Genomic DNA, 21,111 nt, shown 5'->3' on the forward strand with positions numbered 1-21,111 from the left:
CGCGCGCATGCCGTTGCAAGGGACGTGCGGCGCCACACCGCAGCCCTCGTCTGTGCGCTCGCGGCCCTCGCCGCGCTGCTGGTCCCTGCGCTCGCGCAGGCGGCGCCGGACAGCACCGCGCTGACCGCCTTCACCACCGCGCCGACCACGCGCCTCGCGTCGCTGATCTCCGGCCCGCCGGTCAACATCTCGCCCCCGACCGTCGCCGGGCAGCTCGTCGAGGGCCAGACGCTCACCGCCGCCTCCGGCTCCTGGAACCCCTCGGCGACCAGCGCGACCTACCAGTGGCAGCGCGACACCGGCTCCGGCTTCGCCGACATCTCCGGCGCGACCGCCACGACCTACACCTTGGTCAACGCCGACGTGGACGCGGACATCCGCGTCCACGTCGTCGCCACCAACGCGTCCGGCTCCGCGACCGCCGACGCCAACGCGCGCGGCCCGGTCATCGCGGGCGACCCGGTCAACACGATCGCGCCCGTCATCACCGGCAGCACCGTCGGCGGCAGGACGCTCGCCGCGACGATCGGCACGTGGTTCCCGGCGGGCACGTCCTACGGCTACCAGTGGCAGCGCGACAGGGGCTCGGGCTTCGCCGACATCAGCGGCGCGATCGGCCAGGCCTACACGTCGGTCCCGGCCGACGTCGGCGCGTCGCTGCGCGTCAAGGTCACCGCGACGAACGCGTTCTCCAGCGCGTCCGCGGTCTCCAACGCGCTCGGCGCGATCACCACCGGCAAGCCGGTCAGCACGGTCGCGCCCGTCGTCTCCGGCGCCGCCAAGCGCGGCGGCGTCCTGTCGGCCAACGCCGGCGCCTGGAACCCCGCGCCGACGTCCTACGCCTACCAGTGGCAGGCCGACAGCGGCTCGGGCTTCGCCGACATCAGCGGCGCGACCAACACCTCCTACTCGGTCCTCGGCACCGACATCGGCGCGAAGCTGCGGATCGAGGTGACGGTCACCAACGCGTTCGGCTCGACCGTCGTCGACTCCGCGGCGACCGCCACGGTCGTCACCGACCCGCCCGTCAACGTCGGGACGCCGTCGATCTCCGGCACCGCCAAGCGCACGCTGACCCTGACCGCGACGCCCGGCACCTGGTCGCCGGCCGGCGCGACGTTCACCTACAGGTGGCAGCGCGACACCGGCTCCGGCTTCGCCGACATCAGCGGCGCCACCACCGCGGCCTACACCCTGGTCGCCGCGGACGTCGGCGGCACCGTGCGCGTCGTCGTGACCGCCAGGAACGTGGACGGGACCGCGACCGCCGCGTCGGCCCAGACCGCGACGGTCGTCGCCGCGACGCCCGCGTCGACCGGCGCGCCGACGATCACGCTGGCCTCGCGCGTGGGGGACACGACGACCGCCAACGACGGCGCCTGGACGCCCGCGGCCACGTCCTACGCCTACCAGTGGCAGCGCCGCGTGAGCGGCACGTGGGCCGACATCTCCGGCGCCACGAGCAGGTCCTACAGGTTGGTCGCTGCCGACGCGGGCAACAACGTGCGCGTCGAGGTCACCGCGACCAACGCGGACGGCGACGGCGTCGGCTACTCGGCGCCCGGCCCGCTGGTCGTCTCGCCGCCGGTCGCGCCGACCACGATCGCCGCGCCGACCGGCACGCTGACCGACACCGGCACGCTGACGATCGACCCGGGCGTCTGGACGCCGTCGGGCACGACGCTGACCTACCAGTGGATGCGGTGCCCGTCGGGCGCGACCGCCATCGGCGGCTGCGTCACGATCGGCGCGGGGCAGACCTACACCTTGGTCGGCCCGGACGTCGGGCACGCGATCGGCGTGCGCGTGACCGGCCAGGTCGGCGGCGTCTCGACGGTCGTCAACTCGACGCTGACCGCCGACGTCGCGGGCCGCGCGCTGAGCGTCGTGAGCAAGCCGACGATCAGCGGGACCGTCCAGGTCGCGCAGATCGTGAGGGCCGTCACGGCCGCGTGGAGCGTCCCGACGCAGTCCGAGCGCTGGCAGTGGCAGCGCTGCGCGGCCGACGGGACGTCGTGCACCGACATCCCGGGCGCGTCGCGCGCCGAGTACACGGTCGCGCTCGCCGACAAGGGCTCCGCGCTGGTCGCGCACGAGGCCGCGGGCTCGTGGGGGCAGACGGCGACCGCCGACTCCGACCCGGTCGTCGTCGCCGACCAGCCGCTCCCGGCCGCGGTGACGCTGCCGCTGGTCAGCGGCGGCGTGAAGCGGCTGAACAACCTGCAGGTCTCGACCGGCGTGTGGACCAACAACCCCAAGAAGTACGCCTACCAGTGGCAGCGCTGCGCGGCCGACAGGACCGGGTGCGCCGACATCAACGGCGAGACGCGGCCGAACCACATCCTCAACGCCGCCGACGTCGGCCACACGATCCGCGCGACCGTGGCAGCGAGCAACACGGAGGGGTCGGTCACGGCGGCGTCGGTCCCAACCGCGGTGATCGAGGCCGTCCTGCCGGTGATGAGCGCCATCGCGCCGGTCACCGGGACGATGCAGGTCGGCTTCATGGTCCAGGCGCGCTCGTCGCTGTGGACGACGACGCCCGACACGCACTTCACCTACCAGTGGCAGCGCTGCGACGCGGCGGGCGCCAACTGCGCCGACATCGTCGGGGCCAGGTTGCAGTCCTACCGCATCCAGACGACCGACGCCCGGATGCGCCTGCGCGTCAACGAGACCGCGACGAACCCGGACGGCGCGGTCACCGCCGCGACGCCGGTGACGGCGCAGATCCTGCCGGCCGCGCCGGGGATCACGACGACCGGGCGGCTGACGGTCGTCGGCCGCGCCGACGTCGGCAAGACCGCGACGTTCACGCCCGGCAAGTGGTCGGCGACGACCGAGATCACGAGCCGGGTCATCGAGTTCTGGCGCTGCTCGCCGCGGTGCGTGTCGCTGCCGACCGGCGGCGCAGGGGCCTACGTGCTGACCGACGACGACGCGGGCGCGCTGATGCGCGCCTCCGAGACCGCGACCGGGCCGGGCGGGACGACCGTCGCCTGGGCACCGTCCTGGATCGGGCCGGTGCACTCGGCGAACGTGGCGTCCTCGTCGCTGGCCGCGGGCGGGAGCGCGTCGCTGATGGCGCACGGCGTGGTGCTGGCGCGGGCGACGGTGTCGGCGGGCGCCTCCGCTGCGAGGGCCTCGGCGTTCACGGCACGGGTGGCGGCGGCGTCGCTGGCCGCCGCCTCGACTCCGACGCGGTCCCTCCGCGTGAAGCTCCACCGCGCGAAGACCGCCGGCAAGTCCCGCCTGCGCGCCTACGCCTGCGTGACCTCGCCGGCCAAGTCGTCCGCCGCGCCCTGCACCAAGGCGGTGTGGTTGAGGACCAAGACCACCACCTTGAAGCTGACCGCGCCCAAGGGCATGCACGTGCGCGTCGTCGTGGTCCGCAAGAAGCGCTAGCCGCTGCGTCCGCCGCGCCGTCGCTCGCGCGCTCGCGTGCCTGCGCGCGCGACTGACTTCGCCCGCCGCCCGCGTCGCCGCGAAGTCGTTGCAAACCGCGCGCCCCGTGTCGCAATTGCGGCCGTAGCGTCGCGGTCATGTTGGCCCACGTCACCACCTTCGCGATCCAGGGCGTCGAGAGCCGCCGCGTCAGAGTCGAGGTCGATGTCCGGACCGGGCTCCCGAACTTCCTGATCGTCGGGCTCGGCGACCGGGCGGTCCGGGAGGCGCGGGAGCGCGTCCGCTCGGCGATCCTCAACTCGGGCTTCGAGTTCCCGGCCAAGCGCATCACGGTCAACCTCGCGCCGGCGGACCTGCGCAAGGAGGGCCCCGGCTTCGACCTCGCGATCGCCTGCGGGGTCCTGGCCGCGGCGGCGCAACTGCCGGTGCAGGAGCTGGAGCGCGTCGCGGTCTTCGGCGAGCTCGCGCTCGGCGGCGAGCTCAGACCCTGCCGCGGCGTGCTCGCGGTCAGCGAGGGCGCGGTGGCGGCCGACATGAAGGGGTTGATCCTGCCCGCGCCGCACGCCCGCGAGGCCGCGCTGGTCGAGGGCCTCGGCGTCTTCGGCGCGACGACGCTCGGCGAGGTCGCGGCGATCCTGCGCGGGGAGACCGACGGCGTCACGCCGCCGGCCGAGGCGCCGCCGGCCGTCGCTCCGCCACGCACGGCGCTCGACCTCGCCGACGTCCGCGGCCACTCGGCGCCGCTGCGCGCGCTGTCGATCGCCGCGGCCGGCGGCCACAACCTGCTGCTCGCCGGCCCACCGGGGACCGGGAAGACGATGCTCGCCCAGCGGCTGCCCTCGATCCTGCCGCCGCTGACGCGCGGCGAGGCGATCGAGGTCACCCGGATCGCCGGCATCGCCGGCCTGCGCCCGGGCGCCGGCCTGGTCTCCGAGCGCCCGTTCCGGTCGCCGCACCACACGATCTCGGCCTCCGGGCTGGTCGGCGGCGGCTCGACGCCGACGCCGGGCGAAGTGACGCTCGCGCATCATGGAGTCCTATTTTTGGACGAGCTGGCCGAGTTCCGCCGCTCGGCGCTGGAGGCGATGCGGCAGCCGCTGGAGGACGGCCGCGTCGCGATCGTCCGCGGCCAGAAGCGCGCGGTCTTCCCGGCGCGGTTCATGTTGGTGGCCTCGACCAACCCGTGCCCGTGCGGCTACGCCGGGACGCCGCGCTGCCGCTGCGGCGAGGCCGAGATCGCCCGCTACCGGCGGCGGCTCAGCGGCCCGCTGCTGGACCGGATGGACCTGCTGGTCGACGTCCAGCGCCCGACGCCCGAGGACTTCGCGGCCGGCCCGGTCTGCACGTCGGAGCAGGAGCGCGAGCGGGTCGTCGCGGCGCGCGAGCGCCAGTCGGCGCGGCTGGCCGGGACCGGCGTGCCGTGCAACGCGCAGCTCGGCGCGGCCGACGTCCGGCGACATGTAGGCCTTGACGCCGAGGGCAGGACGATCCTGCGCCGCGCCTATGACCGCGGCACGCTGAGCCCGCGCGGCCACGACCGCGTCCTGCGCGTCGCGCGGACGATCGCCGACCTCGACGACGAGCCGACCGTCAGCGCCGCCCACCTGCTGGAGGCGCTCGGGCTGCGCCAGGACCTGTCGGACCTGACCACGGAGGAGGCGGCATGAGCGCGTGCGACCCGTGCCTGCGCCGGGCGCGGCTGCTCGCGCTGGTCGCGGGCGGGATCGAGATCGCGCATTCGCGTCGTCGCCCGGTCCGGGACGTGCTGGCGCTCAACGACGATGACCTGACCGCCGCGGTCGGTGGGAGGGACGTCGACGCGCTGCGCGAGCGGTTCGCCGCCGTCGACCCGGAGGCCGAGCGCGCGGCGGCGCGGGCCGCGCGGCTCGAGGCGATCTGCCGTCACGACCCCGGCTACCCGGCGCGGCTGACCGACGACCGCTCCGCGCCCGCGGTGCTGTTCGTGCGCGGCGCGGGTGACCGCTTGGGCGCGCTGCTCGGCGACGCGCGCGGGGGAGAGCAGCCGCCCGCGGTGGCGATCGTCGGGACGCGCAAGGCGTCGCCGGACGGGCTGGAGATCGCGCAGACGCTCGGGCGCGGCATGGCGGCGTCCGGGGTGACGGTGGTGTCGGGCATGGCGCTCGGGATCGACAGCGCCGCGCACGCGGGTGCGCTGGAGGTCAACGGCCCGACGGTCGCGGTCCTGGCAGGCGGCGCCGACGTGCCCTACCCGGCGAGCAAGCGCGGGTTGTACGACAAGATCGTCGCGCGCGGCGGGGCGGTGGTCAGCGAGCTACCACCGGGCTTCCGGGCGTTCCGCTGGAACTTCCCGGCGCGCAACCGGATCATCGCCGCGCTGGCGCCCGCGACGATCGTCGTCGAGGCCGCCGAGCGCTCGGGCTCGCTGATCACCGCGGACCTCGCGCTGGAGCTGGGGCGCGACGTCGCCGCGGTGCCCGGGACGGTCGCGAGCTGGCGCTCGCAGGGCACCAACGCGCTGCTGCGCGACGGCGCGACGCTGATCCGCGGCGTGCACGACGCGCTCGACCTCGTGCTCGGCAGCGCCGCGGCGCACGCGGTCCTGGCCCGGGCGGGTTCGACGGCGGTCCCGCCGCCGCCCGATCTCGCACCCGAGTTGATGGCCTTGCTCGCGGCCGTCGAGGACGGGCGCGACACGATCACCGCGCTGGCCCCGGACCCGCCCGGCGCGGCGACGGTCCGGGCGCACCTGATGGAGCTGGAGCTGCTGGGCCTCGTCCGCCGCGCGGGCGCGGGGCGCATCGTCCGGACACGCCCCGCGCTCACGTGATGGAGCTACTCGGGGAGCGACACGTGCAACATGGTGGACTTGTCCTGGAAGCCCGCGCGGGCGTAGACGCGGTGGGCACCGTCGTCGCCCGGCGTCAGCCACGCCAGCTCGACGTTCCCGCTCGCGATCGCCGCCGCCGTCAGCGCGGACGTGATCGCGCCCGCGATCCCGCGGCGGCGGTGGCTGTCGAGGACGCCGATGCCGGCGATCTCGGTGACACCGCCGGCCGGGACCGTCGCGACGCCACCGCCGACGACCATGCCGGACGCCGTGTCACGGGCGAGGAACGCGAGCGCGCCCTCGCGCAGCGACGCGCGCTGGCGCTCGACCTCGGCAGCGTCGACCTCTGGCTCCTGCACGCCGAACGCCCGGTGCTGGGCGATCCGCATGCCGCGGAGGTCGTCGTCGGTGACCGGCGCCTCGATCGTCATGCCGTCCGGTGCCGCGAGCGCGACGACGTCCCGCGCGCCACACGTCATGACCGCCAACTCGGCCTCGACCGCGAACCCCGCGGCGCTCAGCGCCCCGGCGACCGCGGGCGCGACCGACGGGAAGAACTCCAGCCGCGGCACGCGCGCCCGCCCCCGGTAGGCGGCGACCAACGCCTCGACGTCCTCAGCGGTCGGGACCGCATCCGCATCCGGGAACGCGTAGCTCAGGTACGCGTTGTCCGACCGCGGATCGAACGTGGCGGTGAACGGGCCGACCCGCTCGACCTCCCGTCCCCTGACCGCAACCTGCCGGACGTACGCCTGCAACCGCCGATCCAGCGCGCCCGCGCCAGAGGTGAACTCAGAACTCACTTCGCGCGAAGCTAGCACCGCCCCCGGAGGGAGAGGAGACGGCGGCGCGACGCGGCGCGGCGCGGCTCCGGCGGCGGGGCGTGGCTAGCATCGCGGGCGATGAACGGACAGCCGCGTGTTCCTGTGTGCCTCTCGATCGCCGGGTCCGATTCCGGTGGAGGTGCCGGGATCCAGGCCGATCTGAAGGCCTTCGCCCGCTGCGGCGTCCACGGCACGACGGCGATCACGGCGCTGACGGCGCAGAACACGGTCGCGGTGACGCGGGTCGCGCCGGTCGAGCCGGAGATGGTCGCCGCGCAGATCGAGGCGGTCGCGACGGACTTCTCGGTCGGCGCCGTGAAGATCGGGATGGTCGGCGGCGCGGCGGTGATCGAGGCGGTCGCCTCCGCGCTCGACGCGTTGCTGCCCCGCGTCCCGGTCGTGCTCGACCCCGTGATGATCGCCGAGTCCGGCGCCCGGCTGCTGCCCGAGGACGCCGAGCGCGCGTTGGTCGACCTCCTCCTGCCGCGCGCGACGGTCGTCACGCCGAACGTCCCGGAGGCGCGCGTGCTCGCGGGCCCGGACGCGGCGGCGCTCGACGGGGCGGAGCTCGCGCGGGCGGTCCGGGCGGTCGGCGCCAACGACGTCGTCGTCACCGGCGGTCACCGCGAGGAGGCGACCGACGTGCTGCTCGCCGGCGATGCCGTCCACGAGATCCCGGGCGTCCGCCATCCCGACGGCGCCGCGCACGGGTCCGGCTGCACCCACTCCTCGTCGCTCGCGGCGCACCTCGCGCTCGGCTTCTCCCTGCTCGACGCCGCCCGCGCCGCCCGCGCGATCGCCGCCGACGCCGTCCTGCACGGCCACCGCGACCTCGGCGCCGGCGCCGGCCCGGTCAACGTCCTCGGCGTCGGCTACGGCGACGTCCACGCCATCGCCAACACCGGCCGCCTCGGCACGCCCGCACCCGCGTAGGGCGTGCCAATCCGGCGAAGCGAGCGGCTTTGCGCCCAGACATCGGGTCCGAGACCGTGCAAGATCGCTCAGTGGCGCTCCGGACCCTGCCGCCTTTGCCATAATCCGGGCGGTGAGGTTCCTGCGCATGAAGCCCGGTCATGGCGAGGTCCTCCTGGCTGAGGGTGACGTCGAGGTCGCCGCCGAGGAGCAGCTGCTCCTGGACGAGTTCCGGCGTCAGCTCGACGAGGGGATGTGGGCCGCTGTCCCGACGACCTCGTCGGCCGGCCGCCGCAAGGCCCAGATGGTCAAGTCCTTCGGCGAGGTCCCGCGCGACGCCGATCGCGTGATCTTCTTCCCGCGTGCCGCGGGCGGGCGCTAGGAGCGCGACCGCGATGCTGCTCGCGCTCGGTGCCACCCTGATCGTCATCGTGGCGCTGCTGTGGGAGGTCATCACGCCGCGGATCGCCGAGACCTACCAGCGCCACAAGGCCCGCCGCGCGCGCGTCCCGATCACGGACTACGACCCCGGCCGCGAGCGCCGCGCCGAGCAGCGCGCCCGCCAGCTCCTGCGCTCCTGCGTCAACGACGAGGAGTGGGACATGTATCGCGAGCTCGGCTTCATCCGGGTCTGGGGCGGCCTGGCCGACGGTCCCGAGCAGGGCGGCACCCAGGCGACCCGCGCCGGTGCGCCGTACGCCTACATCATCTACCCGCACAAGCCGGTCGTCGCGTTCCTGCCGCAGACCCGCGACCTGCTCGCCGAGTACTGCGTCGCCTTCCCGGACGAGACGCGCCCCTACGGCTCGGCGCGCCTGCCCGACTCCGACGACACGCTCGCCAAGTGGATGGCCCTGACCGGCGACGAGCGCCACCTGATCTCCCAGGCCAACATGCACCTGCCCGGCCGGCAGATCGACCCCAAGCAGGTCCGCCGCGACCTCTGGCGCCTCACGCAGTGGGAGCAAGCGCGCATGCGCCGCCTCGCCCGCGAGCAGCGCGGCACGACGCCCGCCTCGTAGGACCCGCGCGGGGCGGAGGAGCACACGGCCGGGGCGAACCCGAGCCCAACGTCGCACCGCGCGGCGCGTGAGACACTCGCGCGCATGGCCCTCCATCACGCCGCGTCAGATCAGGGCAACACGTTGCACGTGCGCCCGCAACTCGTCAGGCCGGGGCACTCGGGGGAGGTCCCGAAGGACCGGCTGCCCGACGGCGGGATGGATCCGCAGGCCGCCTACCAGTTCGTCCACGACGAGCTGCTGCTCGACGGGCGCGCGCGGCTGAACCTCGCCACGTTCGTCACGACGTGGATGGAGCCGCAGGCGCGCGTCCTGATCGACGAGTGCCTGTCGAAGAACATGATCGACAAGGACGAGTACCCGCAGACCGCGGAGCTCGAGCGGCGCTGCGTCGCGATCCTCGCCGGGCTCTGGGGCGCCGACGACGCCGACGGCGACGCCACCGGCTGCTCGACCACCGGCTCGTCGGAGGCCTGCATGCTCGGCGGCCTCGCGCTGAAGTGGCGCTGGCGCGAGCGGCGCAGGCAGCAAGGCAAGGCCTATGACAAGCCCAACCTCGTGATGGGCGCCAACGTCCAGGTGTGTTGGGAGAAGTTCTGCCGCTACTGGGACGTCGAGCCGCGCCTGGTCGACGTCTCCGCCGAGCACACGCACCTCACGGCGCAGACCGCCGTCGAGCACTGCGACGAGAACACGATCGGCGTCGTCGCGATCCTCGGCTCGACGTTCGACGGCAGCTACGAGCCCGTCGCCGACATCGCCCACGCCCTCGATCGCCTCCAACAACAAACAGGCCTCGACGTCCCAATGCACGTGGACGCGGCCTCCGGCGGCTTCATCGCGCCGTTCCTGGACCCCGACGTCGTCTGGGACTTCCGCCTCCCGCGCGTGCAGTCGATCAACGCCTCCGGCCACAAGTACGGGCTCGTCTACCCGGGCGTCGGCTGGGCGGTCTGGCGCGACAAGGAGGCGCTCCCGAGCGACCTGATCTTCGACGTCGACTACCTCGGCGGCTCGATGCCGACGTTCGCCCTCAACTTCTCCCGCGGCGGCGCGCAGGTCGCGGCGCAGTACTACAACTTGATCCGCCTCGGCCACGAGGGCTACGCGCGCGTCCAGCAGGAGTCGCGCGACACCGCCTGCTGGCTGGCCGAGCAGATCGACCAGCTCGGCCCCTACCGGCTGATCAGCGACGGCTCCGACCTGCCGGTCTTCGCCTTCGCGGTCAAGGACCCCAACTCGCCGTACTCGGTCTACGACGTCTCCGACGCCCTCCGCACCCGCGGCTGGATCGTCCCCGCCTACAAGATGCCCCCGGCGATCGACGACCTCTCGGTCCTGCGCGTCTGCGTCCGCAACGGCTTCTCCCGCGACCTCGCCGAGATCTTCCTCAACGACCTCGCCCGCAAGACCGAGCGCGTCGAGAAGGGCTGGGGTGAGATGCCCGACGAGGAACGCCAGGGCTTCCACCACTAGTCGCCGATGATCAGCAGCGCGTTCCCGTCGGGATCATGGAGGCGGAACATCGACGGGGTCGGGCCGGTGACGGTGGCGCCGCCGAGCTGGACGGTCACGTCCGAGCCCGGGGTCGCCAGCGGCGACGGCGAGCGACCGGCCGACGTCTGCTCCGCGTGCGCCGCCGCGATGTCGGCGACGGTGATCAACAACCCGGTGTCGACACCGACACCATCGCTGACGCCCGACAGCGCGATCCCGCACACGCCGTCCGGCGGGAACAGCTCGATCCAGCGCGAGCCGTCGCCGTACGGGAAGTCCGCGCGCTTGGCGAAGCCGAGCGACTCGTAGAACGCGATCGAGCGGTCCGGGTCCGTCGTCGGGACCAGGACGAGATGGATGCGGCCGACGGTGGTCATGTCCCTCAGACGGCGCGAGCCGCCGGAACTCACCGCACCCGCAGACCTACCCCTCCAGGAACTCCTCGACCAGCGCGTTGAACGCCGCCGGGCGCTCGAACATCGCGACGTGCCCCGTGTCCTCGTACACCACGACCCGCGCATTCGGGATCAGCTCGCCGAACTTCCAGGCGTCGCGCACCGGGACCAGCGGGTCGTCCTCGCCCCACACGACCAGCGTCGGTGCCGCGATCTCCTGCAGCCGCTCGCGGATCGGGTAGTCGGTCAGCGCGTCGAACGCGTCGATGAACCCCGGCTTCCCGGCACCCCGCAGCTGCTCGCTCGCCAGCGCCGCCGGCAGCCGCTCCGGGTGCGCGGCGACGACCGACAGCATCGCCTTCCGGGATCGCGGCCGCCGCGACAGCTCGTCGGACCGCGACGCCAGCCACCCGGACGTCATCGCCAGCGCGCGACCCAGCGGCGCGACCGCGCGGTAGAGCGAGCGCTGGGACTCGATCGTCAGCCCCGCCGCGCTGACCAGCACCAGCCGGTCGATCCGCGTCCCGAACGCGAGCGCCAGCTCCAGCCCGATGAACCCGCCCATCGAGTTGCCGACGACGACCGCGCGCGACACGCCCAACCGCGACAGCAGCTCGTCGACCGCGGCGGCATAGCCCGAGATCGTGATCCTCTCCCGCGGCATCGGCGACGCGCCGAACCCCGGCAGGTCCATCGCGATGCAGCGCCACCCGGCGGCGCTGAAGAACGGCAGGTTCTCCAGCCAGTTCTGCCACGAGCCGCTCAACCCGTGGATGAACACGATCGTCCCGCGCGCCGGCCCGGAGTCGACCCCCGGCCCGATGTCGATCACGTTCATCGGGACGCCGCCGACCTCGACCCAGCGCTGGTAGGCGCGCCAGTCGATGTCCAACCAGGCGCTCCGACCTGCCGGTCCGTATAGGTCTACTGACACGGTGGCCCGCTCGGGCGTCACTGCGCTCGCCATGCCCCTACGATAAGTCACACCGTTCGGGTCGGCAGGGGAGACGGCCGCGCGGAACCACCACCAGGGGTCACCATGCGCATCGCCATCGACATCGATTCCACGCTCCACCACTACTGGGATCTGCTCTCGGACGCCGCCGTCCGCCGCTTCGGCATCGAGCTGCCCTACGAGGAGCAGTTCGACTGGGGCATCACCCGCCTCAAGCCCGAGCAGCTGAAGTGCTGCATCAACGAGACCCACCAGGACGACGTCATCCTCGCCGGCCGCCCGTACCCGGGCGCGATCGAGGCCGTCAACGCGTGGGCCGCCGCCGGCCACTTCATCCACATCACGAGCCACCGCGCGACGACCGCCCATGACGCGACCGTCGAGTGGCTCAACGCGATCGGCCTGCGCTTCGACGAGCTCTACTGCTCCTACGACAAGGTCACGCAGTGCGAGGCGATCGGCATCGACCTGCTGATCGACGACAGCCCGACGAACATCCAGCGCGCGCTGGACGCGGGCATCGCCGTCGCCACGATCCGCCACCCGTGGAACGACGACGTGTGCGACACCGAGGACGTCGTCTCGGCCACCGATTGGCCGCAGCTGGCCCTCAAGCTGCAGCCGATCATGTCTGCGCACCACACATTGGCGTAGCCACCTTCGCTTGAAGGGCGGCCGCCTGGGAGACTTCCCCCGCGGATGGCCGACACGACCCGCTCACGCAGCACCCTGCGCGCCGACGACGCCGCTCCCGCGCGGATCGACGACGACGACCGGCTCGCGCTCGCCGACGGCGACCCCACGCCGCAGGCGCCGATCCGGCGCCTCGACGGCGACGCCCAGGACCTGCGTCCCTACCTCGCGCCGATCGAGACCGAGCGCCAGGTCACCGACTGGGGCCGCAGCGAGCGCGTCGAGGGCTTCTTCGACAGGACGCTCTACGACTTCTACTACAACTTGTGGTTCCGCTGCGAGGTCGAGGGCATCGAGCACGTCCCGGCCGAGGGCGGTGCGTTGTTGGTGTCCAACCACTCGGGCGCGCTGCCGCCCGACGCGCCGATGATCGCCAAGGCGATCAGGGAGGAGAGCGCCAACCCGCGGCCGCTGCACCTCACGATGGAGCACTTCTTCAAGGGCTATCCCGGGCTCTCGATGCTGCTGCCGAAGATCGGCGGCGTCCCCGCGCACCCGGCCAACGTCCATCGCCTGCTGGCCGACGAGCAGCAGCTCGTGCTCGTCTTCCCGGAGGGCCGCAAGGGCAGCGAGAAGCTCTACAAGGAGCGCTACCGCCTGCGCCGCTTCGGCCGCGGCGGCTTCGTCGAGGCGGCGATGCGCGCCCGCGCGCCGATCGTCCCGATCGCCCTGGTCGGCGCGGAGGAGGCGATGCCGATCTTCGCCCACGTGTCCGCCCTTCAGAAGCTGACCGGTTTGATCTACTTCCCGATCACCCCGTTGTTCCCGCACTTCGGCCTGCTCGGGACGCTCTACCTGCCGGCCAAGTTCAAGATCCGCTTCCTGCCACCGGTCCGGACCGACGACCTCGGCGACGAGCCCTGGGAGGACCAGGCGCTGGTCCAGACGATCGCGCACGACATCCGCGCGACGATCCAGGACGAGCTGCTCGACATGCTCGGCAGGCGCAGGTCGGTGTGGTTCGGATGACCGCCTCGCGACGCATCCTCATCACGGGCCTCTCCACCTACTGGGGCGGCCGCCTCGCGCAGGCGCTGGAGCGCAACCCGGAGATCGAGACCGTCATCGGGATCGACCGCACGCCGCCCAAGCTCGCGCTCGAGCGCACCGAGTTCGTGCAGGTCTCCGACGCGCACTCGCTGATCCGCCGGATCGTCGATGCGGCCGAGATCGACACGATCGTCGACACGCGCCTGGTCGTCGACTCGATCGTGACGAGCCGCTCGCGTGCCCACGAGAACAACGTCATCGGCACGATGAACGTGCTCGCGGCGGCCGGCGGGCCGGGCAGCCCGGTCAAGAAGTTGGTGTTCAAGTCGTCGGCCCGCTACTACGGCGCCGAGCAGGACGACCCTGCGTTCTTCACCGAGGACATGCGCCGCCCGCACGCGCCGAGGACGCCGATCGAGCGCGACATCGGCGAGGCCGAGGCCAACGTCCGCGACTTCGCCCACAAGAACCGCGACACGACCGTCACCGTCCTGCGCTTCGCCAACGCGCTCGGCCCGGACCTCAAGACGTCCTGGCAGACGTTCCTGAACCTGCCGGCGATCCCGTCGATCCTCGGCTTCGACCCGCGCATCCAGTTCATCCACGAGGACGACATGGCCAACTGCCTCGAGCACGCGGTCAAGTACGACCTGCCCGGGACGTTCAACTGCGGAGCCGACGGCGTCCTGGTCCTGAGCGAGGTCATCGACCTGCTGGGCAAGCAGAACCTCCCGATCCTGCCGCCGTGGGGGACCGGCCTGGCGACGAACATCGCCCGCCGCGCCGGGCTGCCGCTCCAGGCCGAGATGCTGCCGCAGCTGCGCTTCGGCCGCGCGGTCGACAACCGCCGCTACAAGGCGACCGGCTTCGTCTACCAGCACACGACCCGCGAGGCAGTCCTGAAGCTGCGCGAGCAGCAGCGCCTGGAGCCGATCCTGCGCGGCGTGACGGGCAGCGCCTACCGCTACGAATCGGCGGTCGAGGAGTTCCTGCGCTTCAGCCCGAGCGTCCACCAGGCCAACGCGCGGCCGCAGATCGCGCCCGCCAACAGCGCCCCGCGCGCCAAGTTGGCGACCGAGCAGCAGATCGCCGTGGCGCCGCAGGCCGACACGCCCTACGCGTCGCTGCCGGCGCGCGAGATCATCGCCGTGCTCCCGTCGCTGAGCCAAGAAGACCTGAAGAAGCTGCGCGATCACGAGGCCGCCAACGCGGCCCGGAGCACCGTGCTGGACGGGATCGACCGGCTTCTGGAGCGTCCAGCGCCGTCCGCGCGCTGACAGCGCAGCGAGAGAACCGCGCCTTGCAGGGGTTTCGGGTCGCCGGAGGACCCTCTACCCTGACAGCGCTCCTCCGGTTCCTCCGTTCTCCTCACCGTTGCCCGCCAGACTCGTCATCGCTGTGACCGCCTTCGCGGCGGCCCTTGTGGCCGTTGCGGCCGCCGTCGTGATCTACGACCACGGGCACAAGGACAGGCTCGGGAAGGGCATCACGATCGGTGGGGTGGATGTGTCCGGCCTCACCAAGCCCCAGGCCGAGGCCAAGTTGAGGGCCAACATCCTCGACCCGCTGAACAAGACGGTGGTCGTCGACCACGGCTCGCAGCAGTGGCGCCTGACCGCGCGCGAGGCGAAGGTCGCCACCAACCTCGACGCGACCGTCGACGACGCGATGACCCGCAGCCGCAAGGGCAACGTCCTGCAGCGCACGTACCGCGGCGTGACCGGTGAGAAGCTCAACGTGAACATCAGGCCGGAGGTCACGTACTCCGACGCGGCGGTCATCCGCCTGCTGGACCGGGTGCGCACGTCGGTCAACCGCCCGGCGATGAACGCGACGATCAAGTACACGATCCAGGGCCCGAGGACGACGCCGTCGCACGAGGGCCTCGCGGTCGACGCGACCGCGTTGCACAGGGCGATCAAGGCCTCGCTGGTCTCGCCGCAGTCGACGCGCCGCTTCAGCGCGAAGACCGAGCACGTGGAGCCGAGGGTCTCGACCGAGCAGATCGTCGCGCAGAACGCGACGACGCTGGTCGTCAACCGCGAGCAGTTCAAGCTGATCGTCTTCAAGAACCTCAGGCCCGTGAAGAGCTACTCGGTGGCGATCGGCGCGGTCGGCCGCGACACGCCGGCTGGGCTCTACCACATCCAGAACAAGGCGGTGAACCCCGCCTGGACCGAGCCGAACTCCGACTGGGTCGCGCCGGCCGACCGCGGCAAGGTGATCCCGGGCGGCACGGCCGAGAACCCGCTCAAGGCCCGCTGGCTGGGCATCTTCGACGGCGCGGGCATCCACGGCGTCGACCCGTCCGAGTACGGGACGATCGGGCATCAGGCCTCCCACGGCTGCGTCCGGATGCGCATCGCCGACGTCGAGGACCTCTACCCGCGGGTCCCGGTCGGCGCGCCGATCTTCATCGCCTAGCCGGCGTGAAGGTCGACTTCGCGGATCGCCTCGACCGGGACGTCCTCCCAGCCTTCGGCGAGCAGGGAGGCATGGTGGTCGGAGTGGCGAAAGACCAACGTGCCGATGAAGATCCCGTGCGTCTGCTTCCGCATCGCCGCGTACCACATGGTGGACGCGTCGACGTCGCCCCTCATCCGGTGCCAGGGCTTGGGCGGGTCGTCGTGACGCGGCGCGATGCCTGCCTCGACGAGCTGCTGCAGCGTCGCGACGCGGCCGTTGTCGGTGTCGATGAAGAAGAGGCCCACGATGTCCGAGGGTAGTGCCGCGACCGCCGCGCCGCCGTCGCCCCTGAGCGACTCCGCCGAGTCGCCAACGGCTGCGCCGCCGCGCTCGCCCCTGAGCGACTCGTGGACAGAAGCGCTGCGCCTCTTCGAGGCCGACCTGGTCCGCCGCGGCGCCGCCGTCCGGACGCGGCGCGCCTACGGCTTCGACTGCACGCAGTTCGCGCTCTGGTGCACGCAGTCGGGCTTCGAGCCGACCGACGTCACGACGAAGGTCCTGCGCCGCTACGCCGCCGCGCTCGGCGAGCGCGACGTCGTCCCGGCCACGGTCGCCCGCAAGCTTGCGGCACTGCGCGCGCTCTACCGGACGCTGCGCGAGCACGGCCTGATGCCGGCCAACCCGGCCGACCTGGTCCCGGCGCCCAAGAAGCCGAGCAAGCTGCCGCGCGTCCTGAAGGCCGACGAGGTCGCCGCGCTGCTGGACCGGATCCCGCAGACGACGCCGCTCGACGTCCGCGACCGCGCGCTGTTCGAGCTGGCCTACGCCTGCGGCCTGCGCGCGGAGGAGCTCGTCAACCTCGAGGTGCACTCGATGGACTTCGACGCCGAGGAGGTCCGGGTCGAGGGCAAGGGCGGCAAGACCCGCATCGTCCCCGTGGGCGAGGCCGCGGTCCGGGCGCTGACGCGCTATGTGGAACGGGCGCGCCCCGCGTTGCAGACTGACCGCACCGAGCCGGCTCTGTTCCTGTCGAAGTCCGGCCGGCGCCTGTCGACGAGCGACGTCCGGCGGCGCCTGCGCGTGTGGTCCCGGCGCGCCGCGCTGCAGGGCGGAGCCCATCCGCACGCGCTCCGGCACTCGTTCGCGACGCACCTCCTGGACGGTGGCGCGGACCTGCGCGCGATCCAGGAGATGCTCGGTCACAGCAGCATCTCCACGACCCAGATCTACACTCGGGTAGAGTCCGCCAGGCTCAAGTCCGCGTATGCGGCCGCGCACCCGCGGGCATGAGAGACGGGAACAGGGATGGAGACCAACGTCAAGGCGATCGAGCTTCGCGACCTCTGGAAGCGCTACAAGGGGACCGGTGACACGCATGCGCGTGAACGGCTCGTCGTGGCGTACTCCCCGCTGGTCAAGTACGTCGCGGGCCGGATGGCCTCCGGCCTGCCCGCGCACGTCGAGGAAGCGGACCTCATCTCCTACGGCCTCGTCGGCCTGATCAGCGCGATCGAGCGCTTCGACATGGAGCGCGAGATCAAGTTCGAGACGTACGCGATCACGCGCATCCGCGGCGCCATCATCGACGAGCTGCGCTCGCTGGACTGGGTCCCGCGCTCGGTCCGCGCCAAGGCGCGCGAGATCGAGAAGGCCAACACGAAGCTCGAGCACCAGCTGCAGCGCGCGCCGACCGACGAGGAGATGGCCAAGGAGCTCGGCGTCGACGTCGACGGCTTCCAGGAGTCGCTGCTGCAGATCTCCAACTCGTCGGTCGCCGCCCTGGACGAGCTGTGGACGGTCGGCGACTCGTCCGGCGACGCCGTCTCGTTGCTGGACACCCTGACCGACGAGAACGCGCCGGACCCGGCCGCGGTCATGGACCAGACGGACCTCAAGGACCGCGTCGCCGACGCGATCGCCCGTCTGCCCGAGCGCGAGAAGCTCGTCGTCGCGCTCTACTACTACGAGAACCTCACGCTGCGCGAGATCGGCGAGGTCCTCGGCGTCACCGAGTCACGCATCTCCCAGCTGCACACGAAGGCCGTGCTGCGCCTTCGCGCTCGCCTCATAGAGACGGAGTAGCCGCCGCCCGGAGCCGCCCGCGCGGACGGGCGGCACACCTACGCCTTGCTCCCTTGTGCGGTTTGCCGCTAGGGTCGCGCCATTCCACACATCAGGCTGCGTGCCTGGGCTGGACGCGGTCCCGAGGAAAGGAGCCTGGGCATGCACAAGGCTGCGGACCGCATCCGCAACGTGGCCCTCGTGGGTCACCGCGGCAGTGGGAAGACCTCGCTGTTCGAGGCGCTGCTCTTCCAGGCGGGGGCGACGAACCGCCTGGGAAGCGTCGCGGACGGCACATCGCTCAGCGATGCCGAACCCGACGAGCAGGCACGCGGCATGTCGATCAGCGCCGCGCTGAACTCGTTCGAGTGGCAGGACCGGCGCATCAACCTGCTCGACACGCCGGGTGAGCCGTCGTTCGTCGCCGACGCGCTGGGGGCGCTGCGCGTCTGCGAGTCGGCGGTGTTCGTCGTCAACGCGGTGATGGGCGCCGAGGTCTCGACGATCCGCCTGTGGGAACGGGCGAGCGAGCTGGACCTGGCGCGCATGGTGTACGTGAACATGCTCGACCGCGAGCGCGCGGACTTCTTCCGCTCGCTGGAGTCCCTGAAGGCCGCGTTCGGCCCCCACGTCGTGGCGGTCGAGATCCCGATCGGGTCGGAGCACGAGGTCCGGGGCGTCGTCGACCTCGTCGACATGAAGGCCTATGAGTACGCCGAGGGCGAGACCGGGCGGGACAACTGCAGGGAGATCCCGATCCCCGACGAGGTCAGGGCGCAGGTCGAGGAGTACCGCGAGAGGCTGATGGACGAGGTCGCCGAGGTCAGCGACACGCTGATGGAGCGCTACCTCGAGGGCGATGAGATCTCCCACGAGGAGATCGTCACCGCGCTGAAGGACGGCACCAACCACGGCGGGATCTTCCCGGTCGTGTGCGGCGTGGCGACGCGCAACCTCGGGACCAACCGGCTGCTGGACGCGATCGTCGAGGACCTGCCCTCGCCGGTCAAGCACGGCGTGATGGAGGTCACCGACCACGTGGCGCTGGAGCCGTCCGAGGACAAGGAGCTGTTCGCCTACGTCTTCAAGACGCGCGCCGACGCGTTCACCGGGCGCATCAACCTGTTCCGGGTCTACCAGGGCGTGTTGGCGCACGATTCCCATGTGCTCAACACCCGTGCGCATGGCAAGGAGCGGATCGGCCAGCTGATCCGGTTCACCGGCAAGGAGACCGAGCAGGCCGACGAGTTCGGCCCCGGCGACATCGGCGCGGTCGCCAAGCTGAAGGAGACGCGCGCGGGCGACTGGCTGGCCGACCGCGACGAGGCGATCTCGATGCCGTCGATCAGGCTGCCGGCGCCGGTGATGGCGTTCGCGATCGAGCCCAAGAACAAGGGCGACGAGGAGAAGGTCTTCACCGCGCTGCGCCGTCTGCAGGAGGAGGACCCGACGATCGACCTGCACCGCGACCCGCAGACCGGTGAGGAGATCGTCGCGGGGCTGACGCAGATCCACGTCGAGATCGTCGTGGACCGGCTGAGGTCGCGCTTCGGCGTCGAGGTGGCGCTGAAGCCGCCGCGCGTGCCCTACCAGGAGTCGATCCGCAGGCCCGCCAAGGCGCACGGGCGCCACAAGAAGCAGACCGGCGGGCGCGGGCAGTTCGGCGACTGCCACATCACGATCGAGCCGCACCCGGACGGCGTCTCGTTCGAGTTCGTCAACGCGATCAAGGGCGGCGTGATCCCACAGGGCTTCATCCCGGCCGTGCAGAAGGGCGTCGTGGACGCGATGGGGCAGGGGCCGATCGCCGGCTATCCGCTGAAGGGCGTCCGGGTGACGCTGTTCGACGGCAGCTACCACACGGTCGACTCGTCCGAGCAGGCGTTCAAGACCGCCGGCTCGATCGCGATGCGCCAGGCGATGGAGGACGCGGGCGCGGTCCTGCTGGAGCCGATCATGATCGTGACGCTCAGCGTCCCGGAGGACTCGGTCGGCGACGTCATCGGCGACCTCAACTCCCGCCGTGGCCGGCCCCAGGGGATGGAGCCGAGCGCGCTCGGGATGACCGAGGTCAAGGCCGAGGTCCCGATGGCGGAGATGCTCACCTACGCGCCCGACCTGCGGTCGCTGACCGGCGGCCAGGGCGACTACACGATGGAGTTCGTCCGTTACGAGGAGGTCCCGGGCCACCTCGCGGCCAGGGTCGTCGAGGCCGCGTCGGACGAGGAGGCCGCGCACGCGTAGTTGCGGCGGGTCGTCGCCGGGGGACGGTTCGCTACCCTCGGCGACGGCTTGACCCGCAAGTCGATCTCGACCAACCCCGCCGTCGTGACCTGCGACGTCTGTGGCCGCACGTTGCTGCGCGGCGAGCATCACGACGTCTTCATCGCCGGTGGGCAGCGGCGCAGCGTCTGCGAGCTGTGCACCGGGCGCGCCGTGCACGAGGGCTGGATCCGCGAGGGGCTGGACGACGTCGTCGCCCGCAAGCGCGACGGCCGTGGCCGCCGCGGGCCGTCGCTGCTGTCGCGGCTGAGGACGCGCCGCGAGGCGCCGCCCGGCCAGCGCGAGCTGACGCCCGACGAGCTGCCCTACGCGCGGCCGCGCCGCAACGTGGAGCGGATCGAGGAGGACGTCTTCCCGGAGGACGACGGCTACGACGCGCCGCCGCGCGAGCGCGTCGAGCCCGCGCACGCCGAGTTCTTCGACGCGCCGGAGCCCGCCGAGCCGGCGCCCGCCGCGCCGGCCGCGTCCGCGCACGGCGAGCCGCTGGACCACACGCTCTACGAGTCCCGCTCGGTGCACGGCGTCCCGACCAACGCGGACCTGAAGGTCGTCCGCGCGATGGAGCTCTTCAACCAGTCGCCACAGGTCCGGACCGTCTCGGGGGTCGCCAGGTCGCTGGGCGCGCCGATCGTGTCCGCGCGCCCGTCGCGGACCGAGGGCAGCGTCGTCACGATCGTCGTGGCGTGGGAGCTGTCCTGGTACCGCTTCGAGGTCGACCTCGGCAACGAGGCGGCCGGCGTCCGGGTCGCTGCCCAGGGCTCGGAGCTCTCCGAGCTGGACACGATCGACCAGACCCCGAACGCGGCGGCCGACGACGGTGGCCGTTTGCACCCGGCGGCCTCGCTGGCCTAGGGTGCCA

At 72.4% G+C, this 21,111-nt stretch carries 19 protein-coding genes; 15 read left to right on the forward strand and 4 right to left on the reverse strand.

Annotated elements, in window-relative coordinates:
• The first annotated feature begins 24 nt into the window (after positions 1–24).
• From H030_RS0118280 to dprA, 3 genes are all read left to right on the forward strand, one after another.
• Entirely contained in the window at positions 25–3,405 is a 3,381-nt protein-coding gene (locus H030_RS0118280; protein ID WP_027007170.1) for a hypothetical protein, read from the forward strand.
• 137 nt (positions 3,406–3,542) lie between these two features.
• A complete protein-coding gene (locus H030_RS0118285) occupies positions 3,543–5,072 on the forward strand; it encodes a YifB family Mg chelatase-like AAA ATPase (RefSeq protein ID WP_027007171.1) in 1,530 nt (509 codons plus the stop codon).
• The gene (gene dprA, locus H030_RS33300) at positions 5,069–6,214 is read left to right on the forward strand and encodes a DNA-processing protein DprA (protein ID WP_051223066.1); all 1,146 of its coding nucleotides are present in this window, start codon (positions 5,069–5,071) and stop codon (positions 6,212–6,214) included. The genes H030_RS0118285 and dprA overlap by 4 nt, the downstream gene beginning before the upstream one ends.
• Positions 6,215–6,219: 5 nt before the next feature.
• On the opposite strand, the gene H030_RS0118295 is transcribed toward dprA, so the two are convergent.
• Complete coding sequence (locus tag H030_RS0118295) at positions 6,220–7,017, reverse strand: GNAT family N-acetyltransferase (protein WP_196809183.1); 798 nt, start codon at positions 7,015–7,017, stop codon at positions 6,220–6,222.
• Between the two features lie 99 nt (positions 7,018–7,116).
• Here H030_RS0118295 and thiD point away from each other — a divergent pair, with 99 nt between their 5' ends.
• The 4 genes from thiD (at position 7,117) to H030_RS33310 (ending at position 10,448) form a co-directional block, all read left to right on the forward strand.
• Complete coding sequence (gene thiD / locus H030_RS33305) at positions 7,117–7,971, forward strand: bifunctional hydroxymethylpyrimidine kinase/phosphomethylpyrimidine kinase (RefSeq protein ID WP_081690918.1); 855 nt, start codon at positions 7,117–7,119, stop codon at positions 7,969–7,971.
• Between the two features lie 127 nt (positions 7,972–8,098).
• Entirely contained in the window at positions 8,099–8,332 is a 234-nt protein-coding gene (locus H030_RS0118305; RefSeq protein ID WP_027007173.1) for a hypothetical protein, read from the forward strand.
• A gap of 13 nt (positions 8,333–8,345) precedes the next feature.
• Positions 8,346–8,972 (forward strand): hypothetical protein, encoded by a 627-nt coding sequence (locus H030_RS0118310; RefSeq protein ID WP_155892134.1) that lies wholly within the window; start codon positions 8,346–8,348, stop codon positions 8,970–8,972.
• Between the two features lie 84 nt (positions 8,973–9,056).
• Positions 9,057–10,448, forward strand: coding sequence for a glutamate decarboxylase (locus H030_RS33310; RefSeq protein WP_051223067.1), 1,392 nt, complete (start codon positions 9,057–9,059; stop codon positions 10,446–10,448).
• Here H030_RS33310 and H030_RS0118320 read toward each other — a convergent pair.
• On the reverse strand, positions 10,445–10,846 hold the full coding sequence (locus H030_RS0118320) for a VOC family protein (RefSeq protein ID WP_035127929.1): 402 nt from the start codon (positions 10,844–10,846) through the stop codon (positions 10,445–10,447). The genes H030_RS33310 and H030_RS0118320 overlap by 4 nt on opposite strands.
• A gap of 46 nt (positions 10,847–10,892) precedes the next feature.
• The gene (locus H030_RS0118325; protein ID WP_027007176.1) at positions 10,893–11,756 is read right to left on the reverse strand and encodes an alpha/beta fold hydrolase; all 864 of its coding nucleotides are present in this window, start codon (positions 11,754–11,756) and stop codon (positions 10,893–10,895) included.
• 147 nt (positions 11,757–11,903) lie between these two features.
• Between H030_RS0118325 and H030_RS0118330 the strand changes: the two genes are divergently transcribed.
• From H030_RS0118330 to H030_RS37455, 4 genes are all read left to right on the forward strand, one after another.
• A complete protein-coding gene (locus H030_RS0118330) occupies positions 11,904–12,473 on the forward strand; it encodes a 5' nucleotidase, NT5C type (RefSeq protein ID WP_027007177.1) in 570 nt (189 codons plus the stop codon).
• 45 nt (positions 12,474–12,518) lie between these two features.
• A complete protein-coding gene (locus tag H030_RS33315; protein ID WP_051223069.1) occupies positions 12,519–13,481 on the forward strand; it encodes a lysophospholipid acyltransferase family protein in 963 nt (320 codons plus the stop codon).
• Positions 13,478–14,779, forward strand: a complete 1,302-nt coding sequence (locus tag H030_RS33320) for an NAD-dependent epimerase/dehydratase family protein (protein ID WP_051223070.1) — start codon at positions 13,478–13,480, stop codon at positions 14,777–14,779. The genes H030_RS33315 and H030_RS33320 overlap by 4 nt, the downstream gene beginning before the upstream one ends.
• 121 nt (positions 14,780–14,900) lie before the next feature.
• Positions 14,901–15,926 (forward strand): L,D-transpeptidase family protein, encoded by a 1,026-nt coding sequence (locus H030_RS37455; protein WP_051223072.1) that lies wholly within the window; start codon positions 14,901–14,903, stop codon positions 15,924–15,926.
• Here the strand turns inward: H030_RS37455 and H030_RS0118350 are convergent.
• On the reverse strand, positions 15,923–16,213 hold the full coding sequence (locus H030_RS0118350) for a hypothetical protein (protein ID WP_027007178.1): 291 nt from the start codon (positions 16,211–16,213) through the stop codon (positions 15,923–15,925). The genes H030_RS37455 and H030_RS0118350 overlap by 4 nt on opposite strands.
• A gap of 1 nt (position 16,214) precedes the next feature.
• On the opposite strand from H030_RS0118350, the gene H030_RS0118355 reads away from it, so the two are divergent.
• The 4 genes from H030_RS0118355 to H030_RS0118370 all read left to right on the forward strand — a co-directional run bounded on the left by H030_RS0118355 (position 16,215) and on the right by H030_RS0118370 (position 21,104).
• Positions 16,215–17,198: a tyrosine recombinase gene (locus H030_RS0118355; protein WP_081690921.1), complete on the forward strand. Its 984-nt coding sequence runs from the start codon at positions 16,215–16,217 to the stop codon at positions 17,196–17,198.
• 15 nt (positions 17,199–17,213) lie between these two features.
• Positions 17,214–17,990 carry an RNA polymerase sigma factor WhiG gene (gene whiG / locus H030_RS0118360; protein ID WP_027007180.1) on the forward strand — a complete coding sequence of 259 codons (777 nt, stop codon included), beginning with the start codon at positions 17,214–17,216 and terminating at the stop codon, positions 17,988–17,990.
• Between the two features lie 141 nt (positions 17,991–18,131).
• Positions 18,132–20,213, forward strand: coding sequence for an elongation factor G (gene fusA / locus H030_RS0118365; RefSeq protein ID WP_051223073.1), 2,082 nt, complete (start codon positions 18,132–18,134; stop codon positions 20,211–20,213).
• A gap of 48 nt (positions 20,214–20,261) precedes the next feature.
• A complete protein-coding gene (locus tag H030_RS0118370; protein ID WP_027007182.1) occupies positions 20,262–21,104 on the forward strand; it encodes a hypothetical protein in 843 nt (280 codons plus the stop codon).
• The last annotated feature ends 7 nt before the right edge of the window (positions 21,105–21,111 follow it).

The organism is Conexibacter woesei Iso977N (assembly GCF_000424625.1).
GTDB classification, from domain to species: Bacteria; Actinomycetota; Thermoleophilia; order Solirubrobacterales; family Solirubrobacteraceae; genus Baekduia; species Baekduia woesei_A.